Raw genomic sequence first — 23,085 nt, forward strand, 5'->3', positions numbered from 1 at the left:
GTCCCCGTCTGTCGAAAGAAAGCGTCGCCGTTGCCCGGCGTTTTCACCCGGCTAACAACGGACGTCCGATTCTAGCGAGATCCCGCGCGCTCGTTATATCGATTCGAATGTAGCTTCTGCCGATTCGTTATAAGCGCGGCGCGCGCCATGACGTTCGCGCCGCCGTCGATATGGACCGTGTTGCCGCTCGCGCGGCACGCGTAGCGTGGCGAGGTGAGCCGTGGCGTAGCCAACACCCAGGATGTCGACGCGTTCGACGGCGCGGGCGAGCCTCCGGTCGGAGTCGGGCAGCCCCTGTGCCGCCCGCGTCTTGAATGGTCCCGGCGAGAGCCGGGCCGGTCGCGTTATTCGTCCGACGCGCCCGATGCGCGCGTAGCGCGGCGGCGTGCGGGTGCCGTCCCCGCAGCGCGCATCGACGACGGCGCCGCACCCGCACGCGCGCGACGCGGGGTCTTGGCGACGGGCGCGTCCGCGGCACTTGCATGGGCACGGCTCGCCGCCACCTTGCCCTTCGCCGGTGTGCGCTTCGCTTTCTTGCTGGCGGCATCGGCAGCGACGGCAGCCTCGCCCGCCTGCATCTTCGCGACAGGTTGCTTCGATGCATCGTTACCCGGCGCGACGTTCGCCGCGTGGTCGAACTCCTGCGCGGCAGCAACCTGTCCCGCGGCACCCGCAACGTTGCCCGAACCCACCGCACCCGACACCGGCACAGTACCGCCCGATGCCGTCCCGCCGTTCGGCGGCGGCAACTCACTACGCTCGCTGCCCGGCTCGATGCCGAGCGCCCGCTGCACATCGCGGAAGCGCTCGCGCCGCTCGCCTTCGAGCGGGCCCGTCACCGACGCAATGCGATAGACCGCCGCGAGCAGCGCCCGGCGCGTGGCCATTTCGGGCACGAGGTCGGGCAGCGCCGCGATCGCGGCCTTCGGATCGAGTTGCACGATCGCACCCTGGCGGCGCGCAGTCTCCTTCAGTTGGGCGATGGTCGGCTCCTTCTCGCCGAGGTACTCGCGCGCCAGTTCGCGCATGCGCTGGAACGGACGGTATGCCACGGTGCGCATCTCGTCGACGATGTACGCCCTGATGCGCATGAACGCATCGAGGAGCGTGCCCGTACGAAGATTCTCGCGGGCCACGCGCAAGCGCAGTTGTGCAAGTTCCTTGCGCAGTTCCATGAGCGGCGGCGCGATAGGATCGAGCGGCTGGTTCGGCGTGACGCCCACAAATGACTGCACCCACGGCGCGGTATAGACGTTGTAGAACGTGCTCTCCATCCATGCGTCGCGCGTATCGCGGAACGTGTCCCACGCGGATTCAATACTCGCCGACATCTGCTTTTCGAGCAGCGTGAATGGATTGTCGGGTGCGACGGGCTTGCGATGCTTGCGCACAGACTCCGCGACCGCGGGCACCGTGAGCAGCGCCGGATTCGCGTCGCTCATCGCGCTGCGCTCGACACGCGACGGATGCGTCTCGCGCAGCATGTGCGCCGAGAACGCATTGCTCGACGCCCGCACGAACGGCGAGACGTACAGGTCATAATTCCGCTGGTTGATCTCGGAGAAACGGCGCACCACCTCGAACGGCTGCTCGTCGTCGCGGCCGTCGTCGAGCGCAAGGATGTCCTCGATCTTGCGCCGCTCGAAGTGGATCTCGTAGCGCCCTTCTTGCGCTTCGAGGCGGCCCGCTTCCGGTTTCGTGTCGGTGATCTTCGCTTCGTAGAGGCCTGGCGGCAGCACGTCGATGAGGTCGAGTGCCGAAAATAGTTCGGTGTGCTCCTTGTTTGCCACACTCGACGAAACGAAGATGCCGAGGTGTCCGACCTTGTCGTGCAGGCAATAGACGATGACCTGTTCGTTCGCGATGATTTCATCGACGCTCGCGTAGAGGTCCGGGATCCAGTTCAGCGCCTGCTGCGGCGGCGTAATGTTGTCGCCCCACGAAGCGAGCACGATGATCGGCGTGCGGATGTTGCGCAGATCGACGGGCGCGCGCGCGTTCTTCGCATACACCTCGTTGCGCGTCAGGTGATTGCCGACGAACAGGTTCTGCACGATCCAGTCGATCTCGGCACGGTTCAGCTGGAAGTGGCCGCCCCACCAGCGCTCGAATTCGAGGAAGCGCTCGCGCTCCGTATCGACATTCGCATAGAGGTTGTAGAGCTTGCCCCAGAACGTGTTCGAGGGATTGAGATTCTCGAAGTTCTGGACGAGATGCGCGCCGTCGAAGTGGCCGTCGCCGAGGTCCGACGCAAGCGACGACATCCACGTGCCGCCGAGCATGCCGCCCGAGTAGCGCATCGGATTCTTGCCCTTGACGCCCGCCCAGTACGAGAGCGGCGAGCCCGCGAGCATGAGCGGCCCGACGAGTTCCGGCGCCGACGCCGCGAGCAGCGCCGCGGCCCAGCCGCCCTGGCAGTTGCCAATGATGAACGGCAGACCATCCGATTGTGGATGCAGTTCGCGCACCTTTCGGATGAACACGGCTTCGGCCTTCGCAACCGACTGAATGGTCTGCGTTTCGCACGGCACCGGGAAGAACGTCACGAAATAGCACGGATGCCCCTTGCGCAATGCGATGCCCACTTCGCTGTCCATCTTGAAGCCCGCGATGCCGGGACCATGACCGGCGCGCGGATCGATGACGACGAAGGGACGCTTGCGCGGATCGGTGGGCGCACCCTCCTCGGGCAACATGCGCAGGAGCGCGTAGTTGCAGGGATCGCTCAGCTCGCGGCCATCGGCGATCACTTCGTACTCGAAGCGCAGCACCGGCGGCATGCCAGCCTTCTCGTGCAGGTAGGTCTCGTTGCCGCGCTCGCGCAGGACGTCGAGGAGCAGCACGCTGCGTTGCCAGGCGTCGTACAGGTAGTCGTAGAGCGGCTGCATTGCAGGCGGGACCGGCAGGCCGGAAAAGGAAGAGAGGGACGGAACGACGGCGGACGTAGGGGCGGAAACTGCCACGACACGAATCTCCTTTAACGGTGAACCTCCGGCCGCATCGCGCAATGCTTGCGCTCAGCGCGGCCAGCCCGGCAATGTGCGCACGCGCAAAAACGCGGCGCTTGACGCATGGGGGCCCGGATAACGTAGGGGCACAGCATTTATGCTGCACTGCAATATCTCAATGTAGGCAGCCACTTGTCGAAAGTCAAGGCAGGTAAAAAAGGGCGCCAGCGCATGGCGTGTCGTCCATCATCGCCGGCCGGCGTGAACGGCGCGTGACACGGCGCTGCGGGCCCTGCAGCGTCAACGCGTCGCAATTTCCGTCCGGCAAGCAATTCACTGCATTACACTGTCAGCGCGTTGCGCGCCGCAGCATCCGACCCCTCGCACGGCGCCGTCCTACTGTGGTTCAGCCTGGAGACAGCCCATGGCTTCATCGCACGACAAGTATTCGGTCCTGCTCGAACGCTGCAGCGGTCTGGCGCCAGTGCCCACCGCCGTGGCGCATCCGTGCGACGTGTCTTCGCTCACGGGCGCACTCGACGCCGCGAGCCTCGGCCTGATCGTCCCCCTGCTCATCGGACCCGAGGCGAGGATCCGCGCCGTGGCCGAGGAGTCGCAACGCTCGCTCGACGGTGTGACGATCATCGACGCGCCCCATAGCCATGCATCGGCGGCGCGCGCGGTGCTCGCCGTGCGCTCGGGCGAAGCCGAACTGCTCATGAAGGGCAGCCTGCACAGCGACGAACTCCTGCACGAAGTTGCATCGGCCACCACGGGCCTGCGCACCGAGCGCCGTCTGTCGCACGTCTTCGCGATGGACGTGCCCTCGTATCACAAGCCGCTCTTCATCACCGACGCGGCCGTCAACATCTTCCCGAAGCTCGCCGACAAGGCCGACATCGTGCGCAACGCGATCGAACTCGTACAGGCGCTCGGCATGGCCACGCCGAAGGTCGCGATTCTCGCCGCGGTCGAGACCGTGTCCGACAAGATGCCCTCGACGATCGACGCCGCCGCGCTCTGCAAGATGGCCGACCGCGGCCAGATCACGGGCGCCATGATCGACGGTCCGCTCGCCTTCGATAACGCCATCAACAAGGAAGCGGCGCAGATCAAGGGCATCGTCTCCGAGGTCGCGGGCGACCCGGACATCCTGCTCGTGCCCGACCTCGAAGCGGGCAACATGCTCGCGAAGCAACTCACTTTCCTCGCCGGCGCGGAAGCGGCCGGCATTGTCCTCGGCGCGCGCGTACCCATCATTCTCACGAGCCGCGCCGACACGGTGCGCTCGCGCATCGGCAGTTGTGCGATCGCAGTGCTGGTCGCGCACGCGCGACGCGCGGGCAAGAACAGCGTTGCATGAGCCTGGACCAAGGGCTCCGCATGGAACAGGAGATCACGTGAGTACACAACCAGCGCATCCGCATCACGACGAAGGCCATGTCGTGCTCGTCGTCAACGCGGGCTCGTCTAGCATCAAGTGTTCGGTGTATCGCGTCATCGACGATCCGAAAGTCGAGGGCGGCATGCGCGCGATCCACGGCGCGGGCGGCCAGATCGAAGGCATCGGCGTCGCGCCGCGCGTGGTCGCACATATGGCCGACGGGAAGCTCATCGTCGACGAGCACTTTCCCGTCGCGCAGGTCGCCGATCACGACGCTGCCTTCCGGCTCCTGCGCCTCGTGCTCGCGGTGGGTCTGCGCGAAACGCCGCCCGCCGCGATTGGACATCGCGTGGTGCACGGCGGTCCGCACTACGCGGACGCGGTGCTCATCGACGACAAAGTCATCGACGAGCTCAACGCGCTCACGCCACTCGCACCGCTGCACCAGCCGCACAACCTCGCGGCGATCCGTGCGGTACGCGAGGCCGCGCCCGATCTTCCGCAGGTGGCGTGCTTCGACACGGCCTTTCACGCGACGACGGGCGTGCTCGCGCAGCTCTTCGCATTGCCATACAGCTATTTCGCGGACGGTATCCGCCGTTACGGCTTTCACGGCCTGTCGTATGAATACATCTCGCGGCATCTGCATCTGGTTGCACCCGACATCGCACGCGGACGCGTGATCGTCGCGCATCTCGGCAACGGCGCGAGCCTGTGCGCGATGAAGAACGGCAAGAGCGTCGAAACGACGATGGGCCTGACCGCGCTCGACGGCCTGCCGATGGGCACGCGCTGCGGCGCGCTCGACGCGGGCGTGGTGCTGTGGATGATGGAGCGCGGGATGGATCACGACGCGATCGAGAAGCTGCTCTATCACGACTCGGGGCTCAAGGGCCTTTCGGGCGTGAGCAGCGATATGCGCGAACTGCTCGCGAACGACAGCGAGCAAGCGAAGCTGGCCATCGACTTCTACACGTACCGTATCGCGCAGGAGATCGGCAAGCTCGCGGTGGGGCTGGGCGGAATCGACGGACTCGTGTTCACGGCCGGCATCGGCGAAAACTCGGCGCCGATCCGCGCGAAGGTCGTCGAGCGGCTCAAGCCGCTCTTCGGCATGGAGATCGACGCGGAAGCGAACGCGGCAAACCACGATCACGTCAGCACGCGCGAAAGCCGCGTGCCGGTCTTCGCCATTCGCACCGACGAGGAAGGCATGATCGCGCTGCACACGGCGCGCCTTTTGCGCGAGATGTTGAAGTCCTGAAAGAGGGCCTCGCACTCACGCGAGCGCGCGCTGGCCGCCTTCAGTGCTCGCGTTGGGCGCATGGTGCAGCGAGCCTGGTGGCTCGCACTGCACAAGCGTGTCGATAAAGTCCTTCGCACGCGGCCACGGCCCGAAACCCGCCGCTGTGTTGATGTGCCCCGCGTCGCCGAGATTCACGAACGCGCTGCCCAGATGCTGCGCAAGTGCGCGTGCGCCGGAAAGCGGCATCCACGGGTCGGTTTCGCTGCCGATGAGGATCGACGGCACACTCAGGCGTCGCGCGTCGAATGTGCCCGCGAAGCGGAACTTCTCCGGGCTTGCGGGCGCAACAAACAGAACGCCCACGACATCGGCGCGCGCAGCGCCGTGCTGCAACGCATGGGCCGCAACGAGACAGCCGAAGCTGTGCGCGGCCAGCACGAACGGCCCGCGCTCACGCGCGAGCAGGCTGCAAAGCGCAGCGCTCCAGACAGCCAGATCCGGAGCGTCCCAGTCGGCCTGCTCGACGCGCAGCGCACGCGAAAACTGACCCTCGAGCCAGGTCTGCCAATGCGCGCCGTCGCTGCCGTGCAGGCCCGGCACGGTGACGAGTCCCGGCGGCCGGCGCGTCCCTCCGCTCGAAAGCATGATTTTTTCCTTGTGGCGACAAAGCGTGAATCGATTGTGATCCGCAGCGCCCGTGCGCCAAACCAATTTTTTTCGCTTTGCTTTGCAGCGTTGTCCCCCTGCGGCCGTGGCGCCGCGCCTCGCGCGGTGAAAGGGCGGCGGGCGCGGTCCTGAAAAAGTAGAATGTCGGCAGTACCACCAGCCACGGGGGATCCCATGTCACAGGCTACGAGCATCAATCGGCGTCCGCTGCAGCCGTTTCATCTCGCCTTTCCGGTCACGAGCCTCGACGACGCGCGTGCGTTCTACGGCGGACTGCTCGGCTGCGCCGAGGGGCGAAGCTCACCGGATTGGGTCGACTTCGACTTCTTCGGCCATCAACTGGTCGCGCACCTCGCACCCGACGAAGTCGGCCCCCGCAGCCGCAACCCCGTCGACGGCCACGACGTGCCGGTGCGCCACTTCGGCGTCGTGCTCTCGATGGACGACTGGCAAGCCCTCGCAGATCGCCTGACGACCGCGGGCACGCAGTTCGTGATCGAGCCGTATATCCGCTTCAAGGGTCAGGTTGGCGAGCAGGCGACGATGTTCTTCCTCGATCCGAGCGGCAACGCGCTCGAATTCAAGGCATTCGCCGATATCGGCCAGCTCTTTGCGAAGTAAGGCATCCGTCACAATGAAAATCCTGTTCTGGCTGCCGCAAGCGGATGCGTCCGCATGGCTTAACGGTCTCGCTCGCGCGCTGCCCGGCGCTGAACTGCGCGAATGGCAACCGGGCGACAACGCCCCCGCCGATTACGCCGTCGTCTGGCATCCGCCGCGCGAACTGCTGGCCGCACGGCCCGGCTTGCGTGCGATCTTCAACCTCGGCGCGGGCGTCGACGCGATCCTCGCCTTCGAACACGAAATACCGGGCACGTTGCCGCACGACGCGCTGCTGGTGCGCCTCGAAGACTCGGGCATGGCGGAGCAGATGAGCGAATACGTGCAGCACGCGGTGCTGCGCTATCTGCGCCGCTTCGACGAATACGCACTGGCGCAGGCGCGGCGCGAATGGCATGTGCTCGCGCCGCATCCGCGCGAAGCGTTCACGGTGGGCGTGCTTGGACTCGGCGTGCTGGGCTCGCAGGTCGCGCGCGCGGTCGCGTCGCTCGGCGTGCCCGTGCGCGGTTTCTCGCGCAGCGCGAAGAAGCTCGACGGCATCGCGACTTATTCGGGTGCGTTGCATGGCGCGCAGTTCGACGCTTTCCTCGACGGCGTGAAGCTGCTCGTGAACCTGCTGCCCGCCACGCCCGATACCGAGGACATTCTCGACGCCCGCTTGTTTGCGAAGCTCGAACGCGGCGCGTATCTCGTGAACGTGGCGCGCGGATCGCATCTGGTCGAGCAGGATCTGCTCGACGCGCTCGCCAACGGCACGCTCGCGGCAGCGACACTCGATGTGTTCCGCAAGGAGCCGCTCCCGGACGATCATCCGTTCTGGCGCGAACCTCGTATCACGATCACGCCGCACAGCTCGGCACTGACGCTGCGCGACGAAGCCATTTCTCAGATCGCCGACAAGATTGAAGCGCTTGCGCGCGGTGAGACGGTGAGCGGCATCGTACATCTCGGGCGCGGGTATTGAAGTTCAAGAAATTCGCGTCGTGCGCGCGGATCGACAACACCGACAATTCGCGGCGCCGCGCATAATCCGTGACAAAGGCAATAAAGGCTGGAGACACCCATGACCCTACCCAAAGCAGTAAAGATCGTCGAAGTCGGGCCGCGTGACGGTCTGCAGAACGAAAAGGATTTCGTTTCGACCGCCACCAAGATCGAATTGATCAACCGCCTCTCGGCGGCCGGGTTCCCGAACATCGAGTCGGCTTCGTTCGTCTCGCCGAAATGGGTTCCGCAGATGGGCGACGGCGCCGAAGTCATGGCCGGCATCGAACGGCGTGCGGGCGCGATCTATTCGGTACTCACGCCGAACCTGCGAGGCTTCGAAGGCGCGCTCGCCGCGCGCGCCGATGAGATCGTGATCTTCGGCGCCGCGAGCGAGGCGTTCTCGCAGAAGAACATCAACTGCTCGATCGCAGAGAGCATCGAGCGCTTCGTGCCGGTCGCGCAAGCTGCGAAGGAGCACGGCATTCGCATTCGCGGCAGCGTTTCGTGTTCGCTCGGTTGCCCCTATCAAGGTGAGGTGCCGGTTGCATCCGTGGTCGACGTGGTCGAGCGCTTCGCCGCGCTCGGCTGCGACGAAATCGATATCGCCGATACGATCGGCGTCGGCACACCCAGGCGCACACGCGAAGTGTTCGAGGCCGTGACGAAGGTGTTTCCGCGCGAGCGTCTCTCGGGACACTTCCACGACACCTACGGCCAGGCGCTCGCGAACATCTACGCGGCGCTGGAAGAAGGCATCGCGATCTTTCACGCTTCCGTTGCAGGGCTCGGCGGCTGCCCGTACGCGAAGGGCGCGACGGGCAACGTCGCCACGGAAGACGTGCTCTATCTGATGAACGGCCTCGGCATTCATACCGGCATCGACCTGAACCAGGTCGTCGCGGCGGGCGACTTCATTTCGACCGCCATCGGCCGCGCCAATGTCTCGCGCGCCGGCAAGGCACTGCTCGCGAAACAGCGCAGCGAACCGGCGTGCGCGTGACACATCGACTATTGAATTGCAGGACGAAGGAAATAGCCACATGACGGAAATGCTTCCCCCCTCTCAAGACGACCTCGACGCGCTGCCCGAATCGGCGCGGCGCGTCGCGCTGTTGCTGCGCGAACGCGGCCACGCGAAACGTGTCGTGATGCTGCCCGAAACCGGCAAGACCTCCGCCGAAGCCGCAGCGGGACTCGGCTGCGAAATCGCACAGATCGCCAAGTCGATCCTCTTTCGTCGCCGCAAAGACGATGCCCCCGTGCTCGTGATCGCAAGCGGCGCGAATCGCGTCGATGAAAAGAAAGTCGCGGCTCACGTGGGCGACATCGGCCGCGCCGATGCAAAGTTCGTGCGCGAGAAGACCGGCTACGCAATTGGCGGCGTTTGCCCGATCGGCCACGCTACGCTCCCCGTCACGCTCATCGACGCAGACCTCTTCGAGCTCGACAGCCTGTGGGCTGCGGCGGGACACCCGCATGCGGTGTTCAACCTGTCGCCACAGGAACTGGCCGCGCTGACCGGCGCGCCCGTCGTCGACGTCGCGCTTCGCGACGCCTGAGCATGGCGGCGATTTCCGCTACCGGGACGCCCGCTTCGCCGTGCATCAACATCTGCCGCATGAACGAAGCGAGCGGCCTGTGCGAAGGATGTCTGCGCACGATCGACGAGATCGCGGCATGGTCCGCGCTCGACGACGACGCGAAGCGCGCGGTCTGGAATGCCATCGACACGCGTCACGCGCAATGGATGGCGCAGCGCTTCGATTCGACGAACACAAACCACGGAGGCCCGCAATGAACGCGCCGCCACGGGTCGTCAAAATCGGCGAGACCATCCGTTCGACGCTCGCGCTCTCGCCCGATTCGGTGAAGTCGTTCGCCAGGCTCGTGAACGACCTGAACCCGCTCCACCACGACGACGCTTACGCAGAAGAGAGCCGCTTTGGCGGACTGATCGCATCGGGCACGCAGCCCTCCGCGCATTTCATGGCGCTGCTCGCGACGCACTACTCGGAGTTTGCGCAGCCCCTTGGCCTCGAATTCGAAATCAAGCTCAAGCGGGCCACCTACGCGCGCGACGTGCTCACGTTCGAGTGGCGCGTGGAAGATGCATGGTGGAAGCCGAGCCTGAACGGCGATCTCGTGAAGCTCGCGGGCACAGCCGTTAATCAGGATGGCGAAACGGTCGTCACCGGACAGGCGACGATTCTCGTGATGCCAAAGCCATGAGCCTGGCCGTGCCACTTCCACCGTCGATCCGCGTGTTTGAGCGCGGCTGGCTCTCGTCGAACAACGTGCTGGTCGTCGACGATGCGCGCGCGGCGCTCGTCGATACCGGCTACGCCACGCACGCCGCCCAGACGGTGTCACTCGTGCGACGGGCGTTGGGCGAGCGCATGCTCGATCTCGTCGTCAACACGCACCTTCACTCCGACCATTGTGGCGGCAATGCACAACTACAGGCAGAGTGGCCCTGCGAAACGCTGATCCCGGTGCTGGGAGCTGACGCCGTGCGCGACTGGGACGAAACGCGTCTTTCGTTTCTCGCGACCGGGCAGACCTGTGAGCCTTTCAGCTTCACGGGCACCCTTGCGCCGGGTGAAGTGCTCACGCTCGGCGGTTTCGAGTGGGAAGTGATCGGCGCGCCGGGTCACGATCCCGATTCGATCATGCTCTACGCTGCTGAGCCGCGCCTTCTGATCAGCGCCGACGCGCTCTGGGAAAATGGCTTCGGCGTGATCTTTCCTGAACTCGATGGCGAAAGCGGTTTTGCCGAACAGCAAGCCGTGCTCGAAGCGATCGCGAAACTCGACGTCGCCACCGTGATTCCGGGTCACGGCGCACCGTTTGCCAACGTGGATGGCGCGCTCGAACGAGCGTATTCGCGTCTCGCATGGCTACGCACCGATCCCGCGCGCAATGCGCGCAACGCGCTCAAGGTGCTGATCGTGTTCAAGCTGCTCGAAGTACGCTCGATGACGTTCGCCACGCTGGAGGCGATGGTCGCGGACGCTTCGGCCATGCGCGCCGCGGCGCGGCAACTCGCGCCGCAATCGGCATGGCCCGCGCTCGTGCGTGAACTGGCCGGCGAACTCGCGAAGAGCGGTGCGCTCACGCTGAACGGCGAGCGCGTTGACGCGCCCGCGACGGCTGCTTGAGCGAAAAAGAATCTTTGGGGATTTGCGGGAGTATGGATGCCGCTTGACGATCCAACTGCGTCATCAGGGCATCGCAATCATGAGCATTGAATGGGCGCGATTATTGCAGATAAATACTGTTCCGTCGCTTTTCGTCAATCGCTTCCTCTGGGTCTACCTTGTAGTTCAAATTACTTCGATTGCGGATGGCTCATCGCGCAAGATCCAGTGCGTGATGCCCTCCATTTTCCGCACAGAGGCTTTAATTACACGCGCCGCCGTCTGAATTAATAATTTAAAAAACACAAACATCCGGACTGACATTTGATAAATGTACGGCCTCGCACATTATCTTGACACCGTCCACCCTATAGTTTTATCAGGACACCCCATGGCAATTGGCCCATCAACGAGTAGGCAGATCTCGCCGAAAAATCCCCGGATCAATTACCGCACATTGATACGATGCAACTCGGGCAAATCCCCAATCCTGGCACTTTTCCTGGCTTAAAGGCCAATCCGGTTTAATCAGGGTCAGAAATTAACGGGACAGGAAAACATCATGAAAAATGACAACCGATTCATTCTTCTTGATGGGTTACGAGGAGTGGCAGCGTTCATTGTGCTTGTCTTTCATCTGATCCAGCAACATACACTCACTGCGCTCCCCTACGCTGGCCTGGCGGTGGATTTTTTTTACGTATTAAGCGGATTCGTTGTTGCGTGCGCATACGAGCGCAAGATTTTGTCTGGCCAGATGCAAACGAGAGATTTCGTCGAGACAAGAATCAAGCGTCTCTACCCCCTCATATTTCTGAGCACTTCAATTGGAATATCGATAGCCTTGCTAGCTGTTATATTCAAAGACAGCATCACATTATTGCAGCTTCTGAAGATCACCGCGCTCGGCCTTCTGGTTCTGCCGTCGTTTGTGCTTCCCCAGTGGCAGACGGCTTACCCCCTGAATATGGCTAGCTGGTCCCTGACCTTCGAGGCCTTCGTAAATCTGGTATATATTTCAATCGTGCGGCAGCTGACCAACAAGGCGTTAATATTAATTGTTTCACTTAGCTGGTTTGCGCTACTCTTTCTGGCCATTCACGCAAATGGCATCTCTGGCGGCAACAATCAGAACGCGTGGCCATTGGGGTTTTTGAGGGTAATGTTCCCTTTCTTTGCCGGCGTTGCGTTGTATAGATTCAAGCGTCACCAGAAAGAAAGCACAGCAACCGGAATCGCCCTTCTGCTGTCGCTGGCTGCAATTCTTCTTGCGAATTTACCAAATTACAGAGTATGCAGCCTGATATATGTTTCGATTGTTTTCCCTGCAATAGTTTACATAGGATCAGGAATAATTGTTACTTATAAAATTAATGCAATCTCCTATTGGCTAGGCGCAATTTCCTACCCTGTATATATAATGCAAGGACCAATACTCCGCATCGGCGAGGAAGTTATAAAACACATTCATTCAAATGCGATGACGTGGCTGGTTTCAATATCGGAATTTTGTGTGGTTGTACTGGTTTCGTGGGCCGCATTGAAATTTTTTGATGAACCTGTGCAGAGAATAATGCGCGGTCAGAAGCGGCTTCGTCAGGGCGATTTTGTCCGAAACGCTTAACGCTCTGTGGCGGAGCCTGGAGATAGTCGTCCAGACTTCCACAGGAGCGACCGCGCCGCCACCGATTGCCTGACCGACTCTTACAGCGCCATCCTTAGTGTCGGGTTGAGCGCGACGTCAAAGCGGCTCTTAACGGCGCGCCTCAAGTCGGACTGCAAGTTGAGGCGCAGAAGGCTAAACACCCGAACTGCCTGGCCGGACCGTGTTCGTGTGAGCGACGGCCTGACACCGCGCTGTTGTCGACAATCTTGCCCCATCCGTCGACGGTCTCTTTCTGGCCGAATTCGCGCACATCCGTCCTGCCTGCGTCCACCCTCGATGAACCAAAAAAAACGCCCATCCGTTTCCGGACGAGCGTGAGTATCTTGCACTGACGTGATCAAACTGATTTACCCATAATACCCGCGCCCGCTTTCTCGAAGCATCGGTGATTTCCCTACAAATGCCCAGTGATTTACTTGCAAATTGCCAACAAACGTCGCTGGCAATGACAAAATCACAAGCCCGCCGTTACGACGCACCATCCACATTGATTCGAAATCCGAATCAATCTTTCGTCAACCCCGAACCGATCAGCAAGCGTTGCGGCACGATCCGCCAGCCCAGGTTCACGCCCGCTGCGGCGAGCAGGATTAGCGCCGCGCCCACCACCTGGCTCCACGCGAGCCGCTGGCCGAACGCGAGCCAGTCCACGAGGATCGCGACGACGGGATAGATAAACGAAAGCGCGCCCGTCATCGCCGTGGGCAGCTTCTGGATTGCGCCGTAGAGCAGCACGTACATGATTCCGGTGTGCACGATGCCGAGCGTAGCGATCTGGGCCCAATGCAGCGGCGTGGCAGGCAGCGTGTCGTAGTGGATGAACGGCGCGAGCGCGAGCGCGCCGAACGCGACCTGCACGAGTGCGATCAAGTGCGGCGGCGTGCCTTTGAGGTGCCGCGTGATGATCGACGAGACGGCGTAGAGGAACGCTGCGCCCGCAGCGCAGGCTACGCCCTGCAAATACTGGCCCGGCACGGCGAGCACGGCCGGCGGCACCTCGACTACGCAAACGAGCCCGACGAACGCAATCGCGAGCCACGCGAGCGTAGAAGCCGTGACGCGTTCGCGCAGCACGAGCGCGCCGAGGCCGACGAGCATGAACGGCTGCGTGTTGTAGACGGCGGTGGCCATAGAAATCGACGCGCGCGAGTACGCAGCAAAAAGCAGCACCCAGTTGACGACGATGGCCGCACTGCCCAGAACGGCGAGGAGCACCATACGCAGCGAGAATAGCGAGCGACGAAACAGGCCGAGCGCGGCGCAGACGAGCGCGAGCGTCGCGCCGCCCAGCACACAGCGCAGGAACGCGACATTTATGGGCGCCTGCTTCGACGCGACGACGAGCCAGCCGATGGTGCCGGACATGAGCATCGCGACGACCATCTCGGTTGCGCCGCGGCGAATTTCGGTAGTAGACATTGAAACGATTCCGGTGTGAGACAGGCGACGCGCTCGACGACCGTCGGGTGTCTGCAATGACGATCAGTTTACCGGCTGGGAGGCGTGCGATACACGGCTAAAACTCGACGACAATCCGCGACTTGGGCCGCGCGGCCATGCGCGAACTCACTGCGGCGGCGACCGGTCCGCGTTCCTGACGGCAAGCTCGCGCTCTCCGAGCATCGGATTGCCTTCGTCGTTGAGCAGCGTGAAAAGCACCTTCGCATGTTCGCCCAGCGTTCCCCGAAGCCCGCTGAGGCTGACTTCGGCATGCGAAAACGGCGCGATCATGTCGACCTTTTCGGGCCGCGGCGCCCCTTCGATCGTGATCTGAAGAGCGCCGATCGTCGCGTAATACGGTGTGGGATTGCCGATTTCGAGCGTGACCTTGTCGTGCCGATGGACGAGCGTGAACGTCAGGCGTTTCGGCAAATCTGTCTCGGGATACGGGAGCTTGTCGGGCCTTACGAAAACCTTGATCTGCGTACGCATCGTGACCGTGATTTTTTCGCTATCGGAAGCGCCGACCTTCTGCGTCGCCGGAATTTCATACAGGTTGAGCCAGAACAGCGACTCGCGATCCTCCGGAAGCTTCGCGCCCGAATTGATGAGCCGAACGCTCATCTGGTCGCCGGGGTCCATGCGGAAGATCGGCGGCAACGCGACGATAGGTGCCTTCGAATCCTGCGGTAACGCGAGGACATTGCCGTCGTCGATCCACGTCTGAACGAGTACCGGATACTTGTTGACGTTGAATACATGCAGCGATTGTTCGTTGGCCCCCTCGGAAAACACGACACGCGATACCTCCGGCGCGACGCCAGCAACGGCCTGCGTCCACCACACCATCATGACGGCGGCAAGGCCGGCGATTAACGCGAGGCCGGACGCGCCGAAGCGTCGACGCCTGCGGAGCGGAGGTGAGGAAGTGTCGTCGGTCATAGGTCCCTCATCGGATCATCGCCATTACTGCACGCGGACGATCACCGTCGCGGTCGCATCGTAGCGTCCGGGCGTGACCGGCGTCGAACCGGGTGCAAACGCCTTGAACGTCGCGTAGATCGTTCTGGTGTACGAAGTGAATCCGCCGCTTGCGGGGCCATCGGCGGTGGCGTCGTTTAGCACGGCGTCCCAGCCGGACGCAGCGCCACCGGTGGTCACGAACTGGTTGGTCAGAAAATTGAGCGCCGTTCCATTGGGTCTCGACAGGGCGACGCCGACGCCGGATGCGATGCCCGGTGTGCCGTAGTTATCGGACAGCAGATAGGTCACGCCGGTGCCGCTCGTCGTGAGACCGGCATTCGTGGCGCTTTGCGCGTTCGCGGGCGACGCGAGAATGCCGAGCGCCGTCTGGTTTGCCGCCGTGCCGCTTGCGAACGCGCTCATGCCGGAAGGGGTCGTGCTTTGGCACTGTACCTGGATCGTGACCGGCACCTGGCGTGATCCGCCGTGGTTCAGTTCCACCGTGGTTATCGTCGGAAATAGCACGACGGGCGTCGCGTTCGTGACCGCGCAGGTGGCGTTTCTTCTCACGATCACCGTGTTGTACGCGGCGATTGCGCCCGGCCAGGTCCCGTACCAGCCATCGTAGTGCGTGGCCGTGTCGGAGCCGACGGTCAGGTTGCCCTGGATGACGCTGGTACTGCCCGTCGCTCCGCCGACAAAAGCGACGTAGCCCAGCGGCCCCACATACGTCCAGGTTCCGGTGCCACTGGTGGCGCCGGCCTGGCAGACGGTGCACTGGAACATCTCCATCTGGTATTGGCTGAAATTCTTCGCCTTTACGAGGATCCAGTTCTGGCTATCGCGATCAAGGCCGGTGAGCGGCCGCGCCTGCCAGGAGCGAGACAGATAGTTCCCCGTGGCTATGTTGGTGAGGCGGAAAACGACACCCGTGTAGTACGAGCGGAAGGTGCCCGGAATGCCGGATGTACCGCTCACGTCGATGTTGCCCGAGTAAGCATCGTCCCCGTTCACGCCGTAGAACTCGTAGATGGTCCCGTCCGCATTCGGCGAGCAGCGAAACAGGATCTGCTCCGGGTTGTAGCTTCCCACACCACTGGAGCCGAGGTTATAGACCGGGGAAATCGCGCTCCCGATCAGCGTGCCGTTCGGCACGAACGCGGGGACGTTGACGTTGATGGTCATCGGAAACGCGCCTTGGCCTGCCGTGTCGGTCGAGCCGGTCCAGGCACCCACGATGGCACCGGGGTCGGTGTACAGATAGGAAGTCGTGCTGCTCGTCGCTGTCGTGATCTTCCAGCATCCCGTCGACGTCGATTGCGCCCACGCGCCCGTGGGCGTTACGGCGGCCGAGATCGACAGCAGCGTCACAAGGCGTGCGCAGCGGCCCGCCCGGCCGCCCGCCAGCAACAGGTTCACAAGCCAACTGTTCATGGACCGATCCTCCTCGTCGCCGCCGGTGTTGCCGGATCGAGCGGATGGGTGTGTGTGATCGCACATACCATTACTCTGCTGATGCTGGTGCCGGTGCCGGTGCCGTTGCCGGTGCTGCGACCGTCGGTGCAGCGACATTGAGCGGCTTGCATTGCGCTTCGAGGCGCGTGATCGGCGCCTTCGGATCCGTGCCTTTCAGATCGTAGTCGATCATGCACTGATCTTCGTCGCGCTCGCCCCACTTGAGCGTCAGTGTGCCGTGATCGGCGGGCACCCGCGCGTACGCCTGGCTGCCCTGCCCGACAACGCCAATCACCGCGCCCGTGTCGTCCAGCACATCCGCGCCGAGCGGTAGCGGTTCGCCGCCAGGCGCGCTCGCGGTGATCAGCAGCGCGCGGCCGGTCAGCGTCGCAAACCTCAGCATCACGGACGAACCAGCGTACGGCGCGACCCTGACTTGTCCGCCCGACAGTTCCGCGTTCGGATTGATGCCCTTCGTGTCGATCGCAACGTCGTTGTAGCGATACGGCGTGAGCGACGGGACGATCGCGTAGCCGGCGCTGTTGATCGATACGCCCTGCGTATTGCGCAGGGTTGCGCCTTCCGCGCCCTTCGCTTCGACGACTGCAAACGTATCGCCGAGGAACCGGCCGAACGTGACGCCGCCCTCGTGCGCGACCACCGCGCCGCGCGCATTCGCGCCCGCCTGCGAGAAGCCTGTGCCATTCGAGTAGTTTGCGCCGACGGAGATGGTCGAGAAGCTCTTCTGCACGTTGCCGCTGAAGGTCTTCGCGTCGTTGCTCGGGTCGCCGGTAGCAGACAGGCCGTAACTGAGCGTCTGGGCCTTGTCGGCGGTACCGCTCACCGACGCCTGGTATGACGTGCCCTGATCGGTGCTGTTCGTCACGCCCGCCGAGACCGATGCGGACCGTGGCCCGGAGCCGAGCGGGATCGACACCATGAACATCACGGCATTGGTCAGGCGCGTCTGCTCGGGCGTCAGCGTCGCCTCCTGGCCAGGTGGCACGCTCTGGCCGAACAGGGTTCCAGTCTGCTGGCGCACGAACGACAGGTTGAAGCTGATCTGCTTGTAGTGGTTCGTATAGCTGAGCTGGAACTGCGTATCGCGCGACCGGTTGCCGTAATAGTCGCTGATCGACGCCGACAGCGACACAAGGCCGTACCGTCCGAAATTCTGGTTCAGGTTGACGACGAATTGATTGCGTTGCTGAAACGTCGCTGACGTGAAGGGCTCGCCATGCTCGGCGAACGCGCGGGCATTCAGCGCATCGGCGAAATCGCGGTATCCGCTCGTCGAATACCGGTAACTCGCGAGCGAGAACGTCGTCGCGGTCTCCGTGATGGTGTGACTGTAAAGGAGCGCCGCCTTCCAGCCGTTCACGCGGTTGCCCCCGACTTCGGTCGTGTTCGACCAGGCGGCGCTGAGCCCGAACGCGCCGAACTTCGTGCCGAGGACGATGCCGCCGAGCACCGACTGATAATCGGACGACACACGCATGCCGCCGTTCGCGGTGAGCGAATTGGTCAGGCCGCGTTCGTAGGTCCCCTCGGCGAACGGCGTATGCAGGTTCTGGATCTGGCGAACCTCGCCGGCTGTGAAGCTGTAACGCGACATGCCGGGCCGAAGCGAGCTAGGCACCGCAGAAAACGGCACCGTGAAAGTGGTGACCTGTCCGTTAGCCTCGAACACCGTGACCGTCAGGTCTCCCTGGAAGGCGGTGGGATTGAGGTCGGTGATGGAGAACGGGCCGGGCGCGACCGTGGTCTGATAGATCGTGTTGCCGCCTTGCGTGACCACGACCCGCGCGTTGGTGTTCGCGATGCCATTGATGACTGGCGCGTAACCGCGCAGCGAATCCGGCAGCATGCGGTCGTCGCTTTCGAGGTGAACACCCGTATAGCCGATCGAACTGAACAGGTTGCCACCCGTGAAGTCCTCGCCGATCAGGAGCCGGCTGCGCCAGGAAATCAGCGGCCGCTCGGCGTACGTGCGGATGTTGTTCCAGCGTGAGGTGCTGCCGCCGAAACTGTTGAGATACGTGAATGCCGACTGATCGCGAATCCGCCACAGCCCGATATTCACGCCGGCATTCATGCCGGTATAAAACGAATCCGTCCGGTTTCCCGAGGACGATGCCGTGTAAAAGCTGGAGTCGTAGTTGAGGTACCCCATCATGTTGCCCGGGTCGAGGCTTTCCGGGTCGACGTAGCCGCGCGGCACGCGCTTCATCATCGCCTGCGGGACACTGATTTCGAGTCGCAGGCGCGACAGATCGAACTTGGTGCTCGCGCCCGGCACGCGTTCTGCGAGCGGGACGCATTGAGCGGACAACGCTGCGGGTTTCCATTCGGGTTCGTCCGGGAATTTCGGTTCCGTGAACGAATCGGTCTCAGGCAATACCTCGTCGGAGACGTCGTCGTCAAAACCTCGCTCCGGCAGCAGCACGCCGATCGCGGTGAGCATCTCGTCGCTCAGGCACGGATTGACCGCGCCGCCTTCCGCGGCGCGAAAATCAATCGTACGACGCGAGAAGAAAAGGCCGTTGACGAAGATATCGACCTGGTAATTCCCAGGCTCGATCGCGCTGATCTTGTTGAAGCGCTCGATATTGGCTACACCGAGCGTTGAACCGAGCAGCAGCTTGCTGTCGAAGTGGTACTCGACGGGGGCGGTGCTGGTAGCGGTGTTGGTGGCTGGGGCGTTGCCGGCTGGGGCCGTTCCGGCGGGGTTGTTCGCGGCAGGCGCGTTCCCGGCGGGTGCGTTCCCGTCGGGTACGTTCCCGCCAGGGGCATTTCCGGTGGGCGCGTTTCCGGCAGGCGTGTTCCCCGCAGGGGCGTTTCCGGCAGGAGCGTTCCCGGGAAGTGCGTTCCCCGCGGGGGCATTTCCGACGGGCGCGTTTCCGGCGGGCGCGTTTTCCGTGGGAGCGTTCTTCCCAGGAGCCTTTTCCGCCGGTACATTGCCCGCATTACCGTTCTCGCGAAGCGCGCCAGCGGAACTACCGCTGTCGCCAGGTACGGCGCTGGCAGGCGCCGTGTCCGACGCCGGCGCATCGCTGTCTACCGGTGCTGCAACGGCCCTGCACGCGGGTATGACAAAACCCGATGCCGCCGCGATGGCAGACAGCAGAAGCGGCCAACAGGATCGTCCGCGTGCATGAGCCGGCCCGAGATCGGATCGCTCGTCGCGCATGTCATTGCGTGCCCTGTGCGGCTACCGGAAACTCGGTGTCGTGAACGGCGCCGTGGTCATCGATGTAACGAATCTTCACGCGAATCGGCGTTGCGTCGAGCGGGCAGTCGCCCTCCACGTTCAGCGCCGTCTCGGTGCGAGGCGCAAACATCACGGGCCTGAGCGTCGCGGTATGCGAACTGCAGATCAGACTGCCGTTCGCGACGGATACGTAGTATCCCGACGCATTATTGGCGTCGACCCGTCGATCCTTGCCCTGGCCGTTCACGCGAAAGCTCAGTCTTTCGATAGCTCTGGCCGGACTGCCTTCGATGCCCGGTGGACGATAAAAAATCTTGAGCCGGTTACGCACCATCACCAGCATCTGATTTTGTTCGGTAGTGGCCGGGTTCAGCGACGGAATCTGAAGGGTGTTCAGATAGAACACCGATTCGCGGTCCTGTGGCAGTTCCTTGCCCGTAAAGAGCAGGCGAACCGTCTGCCCCGCGTTCGGTTCGATGCGGAATATCGGTGGGGTGACGACGAACGGTCCATCCGCTGTTTCAGGCGTGGATTGCTCGTTTCCCGAGTCGACCCATACCTGCATGACGCTCGGGCCGCCGTCGGGATTGTTGAAACTCAGGGTCTGCCCTTGGGACCTTGCGTCGTAGATCACGCGCGTGCCGATCATGGTGACCGCCGCGCTGGCCAGGCCCGCCAGCGACAGCGACACAACGCCTACTATCGCGCGGAAAAGAGACAACTGGAGCCATTGAGTGGACATTCCGAGTCCTCCCGATTGAGCGACGACAGTATCTCAGAATTATTCGACCTGCCTCTCGCAGAACGTCCATCAATGCGGGCGAGTTATTCGTAGGTCATCCGGTACTGCACGCTGTTGAGCACCGAACCTGCCGATGCACTGCCCTCTTCTGTGATGTACTGAACCGCGAGGTCGTGCGATGCGGACGTCGCGCCGTCCTGCAGCACGGGGTTCGTAGCGTGAATCCCGCCGCTCGCGGTGAAATCGACCGGATCGGCGGAAGAAGGCGGGTCGAGCAGTTGCAGGGCGACGTTCGTCGCGGTGCCGGTGCCGCCGAGGTTGCCGCCGGTGGTCACGGCATTGCCCGCGAAGGCGGTGCTGATCGCCTGCGGGACCGCGAGCGGCACGATGCAGTCGCTGATAGTCAACACAAAGGTGGTGAGGCCATCGGTGTCGCCCGCGGTTGTCAACGCGGACGCCGAAACCGTGGGCAGCTGCACCGACAGATGGGCCGCGTCGCCGTTGACGCTAACCCGGCAGGTCTGGTCGGCGACACCGCTCTGGAAGTCGCGTGCGTGTACGCCGCTCGCAAAGACAACAAAAGGCGCAGCAGCGAGGGCGAAAGCAAGGAGTTGCTTTTTCATGACCGCGCTCGATGAAGTTAGCAAACCGCCCTCTCATTCGAGCAGCGGAAAATCAGGTGACTAATGGCATCGGATTAAAGTCCGTTGCAGTGGCAAAAGCCAGAGGATTAATTGTGAAAGCGTGGCAATTCAGGGGCTGCCTTTTCAGGCAAGCCCCTGATCGTCGGCACGTTATTGGTAGCTCACCGAGTACTGCACGCTGCCGAGCACCGTGCCCGCCGTCGCGGCGCCCGTCTCCGAGATGTACTGGACGGCGAAGTCGTGCGCAGCAGCCGTCTCGTCGGCTTGCAGCTCGAGGCCCGGGGCGTAGACACCACCCGCTGCGGTGAGGTCGAACGGAGCACCCCCGGCGGGGTCGAGCAGTTGCAGCGCCACGTTCGTGGCCGTGCCGGTGTTGCCGAGGTTGCCGGCCGTCGTCACGAGGTTGCCGACGAAGACGGTGTTGATCGCCTGCGTGGTGCTCACCGGCGCCATGCAGTCGCTGACCGCAACCGTGAACGTAGTCTGGCCGGCAGTGCTGCCCGCGCCGCTCAGGGCCGTGGCCGGCACGGTCGGCAGCAGGACGGTCGGGTTGCCCGGGTTGCCGTTGACGGAAACCTGGCAGGTCTGATCGGTGACTTCGCCCTGGAAGTTGATCGTGTTCGGGGCCGCGAAGGCGAACGCAGGAACGGCGGCGAGAGCGAGGACGAGAAATTGCTTTTTCATGAATACCCCTGCAATAAAGATTAGGATAACTATTTAATATGAATGGTCAGATGACGTCGAAGTCCGGTATTTCATGGGACAACCTATACAGGCTGCCCCATGATTTTCCGCGCGTTACTGATAGCTCACCGAGTACTGCACGCTGCCGAGCACCGTGCCCGCCGTCGCGGCGCCCGTCTCCGAGATGTACTGGACGGCGAAGTCGTGGGCAGCGGCCGTCTCATCAGCTTGCAGCACCAGGCCCGGGGCGTAGACACCACCGGCTGCGGTGAGGTCGAACGGAGCACCCGGCTGGGCGGGGTCAAGCAGCTGCAGCGCCACGTTCGTGGCCGTGCCGGTGTTGCCGAGGTTGCCGGCCGTCGTCACGAGGTTGCCGACGAAAACGGTGTTGATCGCCTGCGTGGTGCTCACCGGCGCGATGCAGTCGCTGACCGCAACCGTGAACGTGGTCTGACCAGCGGTGCTGTTCGCCGTGCTCAGGGCCGTGGCCGGAACGGTCGGCAGCAGGACGGTCGGGTTGCCCGGGTTGCCGTTGACGGAGACCTGGCAGGTCTGATCGGTGACTTCGCCCTGGAAGTTGATCGTGTTCGGGGCCGCGAAGGCGAACGCAGGAACGGTGGCGATGGCGAGAGCGAGAAGATGCTTTTTCATGGTAGATCCTTGAAATATAAGTTAGCAAACCTAATGATTAATAATTCAGGCTGCCGATCGGAACCATGTTGCTTGCACAACGACTCGTCGCTGCGTCGTCTGCCCGATGTCAGCCGCTTTCGCGGTATTCAGTCGGGGCTTCTTGCAACCGGGCAATTCTTTTCAACAACCTTTCATTGATTTGAAGTATATCGATATAGCTGTCAGATTCAAGATATTCTTTGTCAGGTTTTTGTTAAATTCGGACACGTCCGAATTTAACACTTCTGGTTGAGGACACAACAAAAAGACCATTAGAAGGCGACTATTCCCGTCGTCACTCACCTACAAAAGGGTCGGACGAAAACCCTCGCGCATATCGCGTCGGCGGAGCGCCGACGTGGCGACGGAATGCCACACTGAACGCGCTAAAGGAGCGATAGCAGACCCGTTCTGCGACTTCGGAGACGGCGCAACGATTCCGCTGTAGCAGGTCCCTGGCGATCTGCATGCGCCAGGCCAGCGGTATTCCATCACCGCCGTGCGCGCCGGGCGCTCCTGCATTAAACGGATCGTCGCCGCGAGGCGTGCGTCGGACAGCCCTCGCACGAGGCCGGATGGTGAGTTGCTGTCGCAACAATCACCTCAGCACCTCGCTCCG

Annotated in this window: 21 protein-coding genes and 1 pseudogene; 11 read left to right on the plus strand and 11 right to left on the minus strand. The window is 62.9% G+C overall.

What is annotated here, in order from left to right; all coding sequences use genetic code 11:
* Positions 1–344 precede the first annotated feature (344 nt).
* Positions 345–2,963 carry a DUF3141 domain-containing protein gene (locus D1Y85_RS17665; protein ID WP_246024956.1) on the minus strand — a complete coding sequence of 873 codons (2,619 nt, stop codon included), beginning with the start codon at positions 2,961–2,963 and terminating at the stop codon, positions 345–347.
* A gap of 409 nt (positions 2,964–3,372) precedes the next feature.
* Here D1Y85_RS17665 and D1Y85_RS17670 point away from each other — a divergent pair, with 409 nt between their 5' ends.
* Together D1Y85_RS17670 and D1Y85_RS17675 are read left to right on the plus strand one after the other, a co-directional pair.
* The gene (locus D1Y85_RS17670) at positions 3,373–4,311 is read left to right on the plus strand and encodes a bifunctional enoyl-CoA hydratase/phosphate acetyltransferase (RefSeq protein WP_124152368.1); all 939 of its coding nucleotides are present in this window, start codon (positions 3,373–3,375) and stop codon (positions 4,309–4,311) included.
* A 37-nt stretch (positions 4,312–4,348) separates the two neighbouring features.
* Positions 4,349–5,596: an acetate/propionate family kinase gene (locus tag D1Y85_RS17675; RefSeq protein ID WP_124152369.1), complete on the plus strand. Its 1,248-nt coding sequence runs from the start codon at positions 4,349–4,351 to the stop codon at positions 5,594–5,596.
* A gap of 15 nt (positions 5,597–5,611) precedes the next feature.
* Here the strand turns inward: D1Y85_RS17675 and D1Y85_RS17680 are convergent, their stop codons facing one another.
* Entirely contained in the window at positions 5,612–6,223 is a 612-nt protein-coding gene (locus D1Y85_RS17680; protein ID WP_124152370.1) for an RBBP9/YdeN family alpha/beta hydrolase, read from the minus strand.
* A gap of 195 nt (positions 6,224–6,418) precedes the next feature.
* On the opposite strand from D1Y85_RS17680, the gene D1Y85_RS17685 reads away from it, so the two are divergent.
* The 9 genes from D1Y85_RS17685 (at position 6,419) to D1Y85_RS17725 (ending at position 12,613) form a co-directional block, all read left to right on the plus strand.
* The gene (locus tag D1Y85_RS17685; protein WP_185219028.1) at positions 6,419–6,865 is read left to right on the plus strand and encodes a VOC family protein; all 447 of its coding nucleotides are present in this window, start codon (positions 6,419–6,421) and stop codon (positions 6,863–6,865) included.
* 13 nt (positions 6,866–6,878) lie between these two features.
* Positions 6,879–7,829 carry a 2-hydroxyacid dehydrogenase gene (locus tag D1Y85_RS17690; protein ID WP_124152371.1) on the plus strand — a complete coding sequence of 317 codons (951 nt, stop codon included), beginning with the start codon at positions 6,879–6,881 and terminating at the stop codon, positions 7,827–7,829.
* A gap of 99 nt (positions 7,830–7,928) precedes the next feature.
* On the plus strand, positions 7,929–8,852 hold the full coding sequence (locus D1Y85_RS17695) for a hydroxymethylglutaryl-CoA lyase (protein ID WP_124152372.1): 924 nt from the start codon (positions 7,929–7,931) through the stop codon (positions 8,850–8,852).
* A 40-nt stretch (positions 8,853–8,892) separates the two neighbouring features.
* Positions 8,893–9,411 (plus strand): YbaK/EbsC family protein, encoded by a 519-nt coding sequence (locus D1Y85_RS17700; protein WP_124152373.1) that lies wholly within the window; start codon positions 8,893–8,895, stop codon positions 9,409–9,411.
* Positions 9,412–9,413: 2 nt separating this feature from the next.
* Entirely contained in the window at positions 9,414–9,650 is a 237-nt protein-coding gene (locus D1Y85_RS17705) for a DUF1289 domain-containing protein (RefSeq protein ID WP_124152374.1), read from the plus strand.
* Positions 9,647–10,081, plus strand: coding sequence for a MaoC family dehydratase (locus D1Y85_RS17710; RefSeq protein WP_124152375.1), 435 nt, complete (start codon positions 9,647–9,649; stop codon positions 10,079–10,081). The genes D1Y85_RS17705 and D1Y85_RS17710 overlap by 4 nt, the downstream gene beginning before the upstream one ends.
* Complete coding sequence (locus D1Y85_RS17715) at positions 10,078–11,010, plus strand: MBL fold metallo-hydrolase (protein WP_124152376.1); 933 nt, start codon at positions 10,078–10,080, stop codon at positions 11,008–11,010. The genes D1Y85_RS17710 and D1Y85_RS17715 overlap by 4 nt, the downstream gene beginning before the upstream one ends.
* Positions 11,011–11,053: 43 nt before the next feature.
* Complete coding sequence (locus D1Y85_RS17720) at positions 11,054–11,275, plus strand: hypothetical protein (RefSeq protein WP_124152377.1); 222 nt, start codon at positions 11,054–11,056, stop codon at positions 11,273–11,275.
* 276 nt (positions 11,276–11,551) lie between these two features.
* Complete coding sequence (locus D1Y85_RS17725) at positions 11,552–12,613, plus strand: acyltransferase family protein (RefSeq protein ID WP_124152378.1); 1,062 nt, start codon at positions 11,552–11,554, stop codon at positions 12,611–12,613.
* 546 nt (positions 12,614–13,159) lie between these two features.
* Here the strand turns inward: D1Y85_RS17725 and D1Y85_RS17730 are convergent.
* The 9 genes and pseudogenes from D1Y85_RS17730 to D1Y85_RS17770 all read right to left on the minus strand — a co-directional run.
* On the minus strand, positions 13,160–14,074 hold the full coding sequence (locus tag D1Y85_RS17730; protein ID WP_124152379.1) for a DMT family transporter: 915 nt from the start codon (positions 14,072–14,074) through the stop codon (positions 13,160–13,162).
* A gap of 147 nt (positions 14,075–14,221) precedes the next feature.
* Positions 14,222–15,037: a fimbrial biogenesis chaperone gene (locus D1Y85_RS17735; protein ID WP_246024957.1), complete on the minus strand. Its 816-nt coding sequence runs from the start codon at positions 15,035–15,037 to the stop codon at positions 14,222–14,224.
* Positions 15,038–15,061: 24 nt separating this feature from the next.
* Positions 15,062–16,492 carry a fimbrial protein gene (locus D1Y85_RS17740; RefSeq protein ID WP_124152380.1) on the minus strand — a complete coding sequence of 477 codons (1,431 nt, stop codon included), beginning with the start codon at positions 16,490–16,492 and terminating at the stop codon, positions 15,062–15,064.
* A 70-nt stretch (positions 16,493–16,562) separates the two neighbouring features.
* Positions 16,563–19,703 carry a fimbria/pilus outer membrane usher protein gene (locus D1Y85_RS17745; RefSeq protein ID WP_221410318.1) on the minus strand — a complete coding sequence of 1,047 codons (3,141 nt, stop codon included), beginning with the start codon at positions 19,701–19,703 and terminating at the stop codon, positions 16,563–16,565.
* A 1-nt stretch (position 19,704) separates the two neighbouring features.
* Positions 19,705–20,466 (minus strand): fimbrial biogenesis chaperone, encoded by a 762-nt coding sequence (locus D1Y85_RS17750; RefSeq protein WP_124152381.1) that lies wholly within the window; start codon positions 20,464–20,466, stop codon positions 19,705–19,707.
* 83 nt (positions 20,467–20,549) lie between these two features.
* A complete protein-coding gene (locus D1Y85_RS17755) occupies positions 20,550–21,089 on the minus strand; it encodes a fimbrial protein (protein WP_124152382.1) in 540 nt (179 codons plus the stop codon).
* A gap of 171 nt (positions 21,090–21,260) precedes the next feature.
* Complete coding sequence (locus D1Y85_RS17760; RefSeq protein ID WP_124152383.1) at positions 21,261–21,794, minus strand: fimbrial protein; 534 nt, start codon at positions 21,792–21,794, stop codon at positions 21,261–21,263.
* A 114-nt stretch (positions 21,795–21,908) separates the two neighbouring features.
* Positions 21,909–22,445: a fimbrial protein gene (locus tag D1Y85_RS17765; RefSeq protein WP_124152384.1), complete on the minus strand. Its 537-nt coding sequence runs from the start codon at positions 22,443–22,445 to the stop codon at positions 21,909–21,911.
* A 316-nt stretch (positions 22,446–22,761) separates the two neighbouring features.
* Positions 22,762–23,054 (minus strand): annotated as a pseudogene (locus D1Y85_RS17770) (helix-turn-helix domain-containing protein); the annotation flags it as partial.
* Positions 23,055–23,085 lie beyond the last annotated feature (31 nt).

This window comes from Paraburkholderia dinghuensis (assembly GCF_003837865.1).
Taxonomy (GTDB): Bacteria; Pseudomonadota; Gammaproteobacteria; order Burkholderiales; family Burkholderiaceae; genus Paraburkholderia; species Paraburkholderia dinghuensis.

Bases quoted from the DNA above. Each gene is read 5' to 3' on its own strand.
- D1Y85_RS17730 (WP_124152379.1), bottom strand. From the start codon at position 14,074: ATGTCTACTACCGAAATTCGCCGCGGCGCAACCGAGATGGTCGTCGCG.
- D1Y85_RS17755 (WP_124152382.1), bottom strand. From the start codon at position 21,089: ATGAAAAAGCAACTCCTTGCTTTCGCCCTCGCTGCTGCGCCTTTTGTT.
- D1Y85_RS17760 (WP_124152383.1), bottom strand. From the start codon at position 21,794: ATGAAAAAGCAATTTCTCGTCCTCGCTCTCGCCGCCGTTCCTGCGTTC.
- D1Y85_RS17710 (WP_124152375.1), top strand. From the start codon at position 9,647: ATGAACGCGCCGCCACGGGTCGTCAAAATCGGCGAGACCATCCGTTCG.
- D1Y85_RS17680 (WP_124152370.1), bottom strand. From the start codon at position 6,223: ATGCTTTCGAGCGGAGGGACGCGCCGGCCGCCGGGACTCGTCACCGTG.
- D1Y85_RS17685 (WP_185219028.1), top strand. From the start codon at position 6,419: ATGTCACAGGCTACGAGCATCAATCGGCGTCCGCTGCAGCCGTTTCAT.
- D1Y85_RS17740 (WP_124152380.1), bottom strand. From the start codon at position 16,492: ATGAACAGTTGGCTTGTGAACCTGTTGCTGGCGGGCGGCCGGGCGGGC.
- D1Y85_RS17735 (WP_246024957.1), bottom strand. From the start codon at position 15,037: ATGACCGACGACACTTCCTCACCTCCGCTCCGCAGGCGTCGACGCTTC.
- D1Y85_RS17705 (WP_124152374.1), top strand. From the start codon at position 9,414: ATGGCGGCGATTTCCGCTACCGGGACGCCCGCTTCGCCGTGCATCAAC.
- D1Y85_RS17700 (WP_124152373.1), top strand. From the start codon at position 8,893: ATGACGGAAATGCTTCCCCCCTCTCAAGACGACCTCGACGCGCTGCCC.
- D1Y85_RS17715 (WP_124152376.1), top strand. From the start codon at position 10,078: ATGAGCCTGGCCGTGCCACTTCCACCGTCGATCCGCGTGTTTGAGCGC.
- D1Y85_RS17670 (WP_124152368.1), top strand. From the start codon at position 3,373: ATGGCTTCATCGCACGACAAGTATTCGGTCCTGCTCGAACGCTGCAGC.
- D1Y85_RS17690 (WP_124152371.1), top strand. From the start codon at position 6,879: ATGAAAATCCTGTTCTGGCTGCCGCAAGCGGATGCGTCCGCATGGCTT.
- D1Y85_RS17745 (WP_221410318.1), bottom strand. From the start codon at position 19,703: ATGCGCGACGAGCGATCCGATCTCGGGCCGGCTCATGCACGCGGACGA.
- D1Y85_RS17765 (WP_124152384.1), bottom strand. From the start codon at position 22,445: ATGAAAAAGCATCTTCTCGCTCTCGCCATCGCCACCGTTCCTGCGTTC.
- D1Y85_RS17695 (WP_124152372.1), top strand. From the start codon at position 7,929: ATGACCCTACCCAAAGCAGTAAAGATCGTCGAAGTCGGGCCGCGTGAC.
- D1Y85_RS17725 (WP_124152378.1), top strand. From the start codon at position 11,552: ATGAAAAATGACAACCGATTCATTCTTCTTGATGGGTTACGAGGAGTG.
- D1Y85_RS17750 (WP_124152381.1), bottom strand. From the start codon at position 20,466: ATGTCCACTCAATGGCTCCAGTTGTCTCTTTTCCGCGCGATAGTAGGC.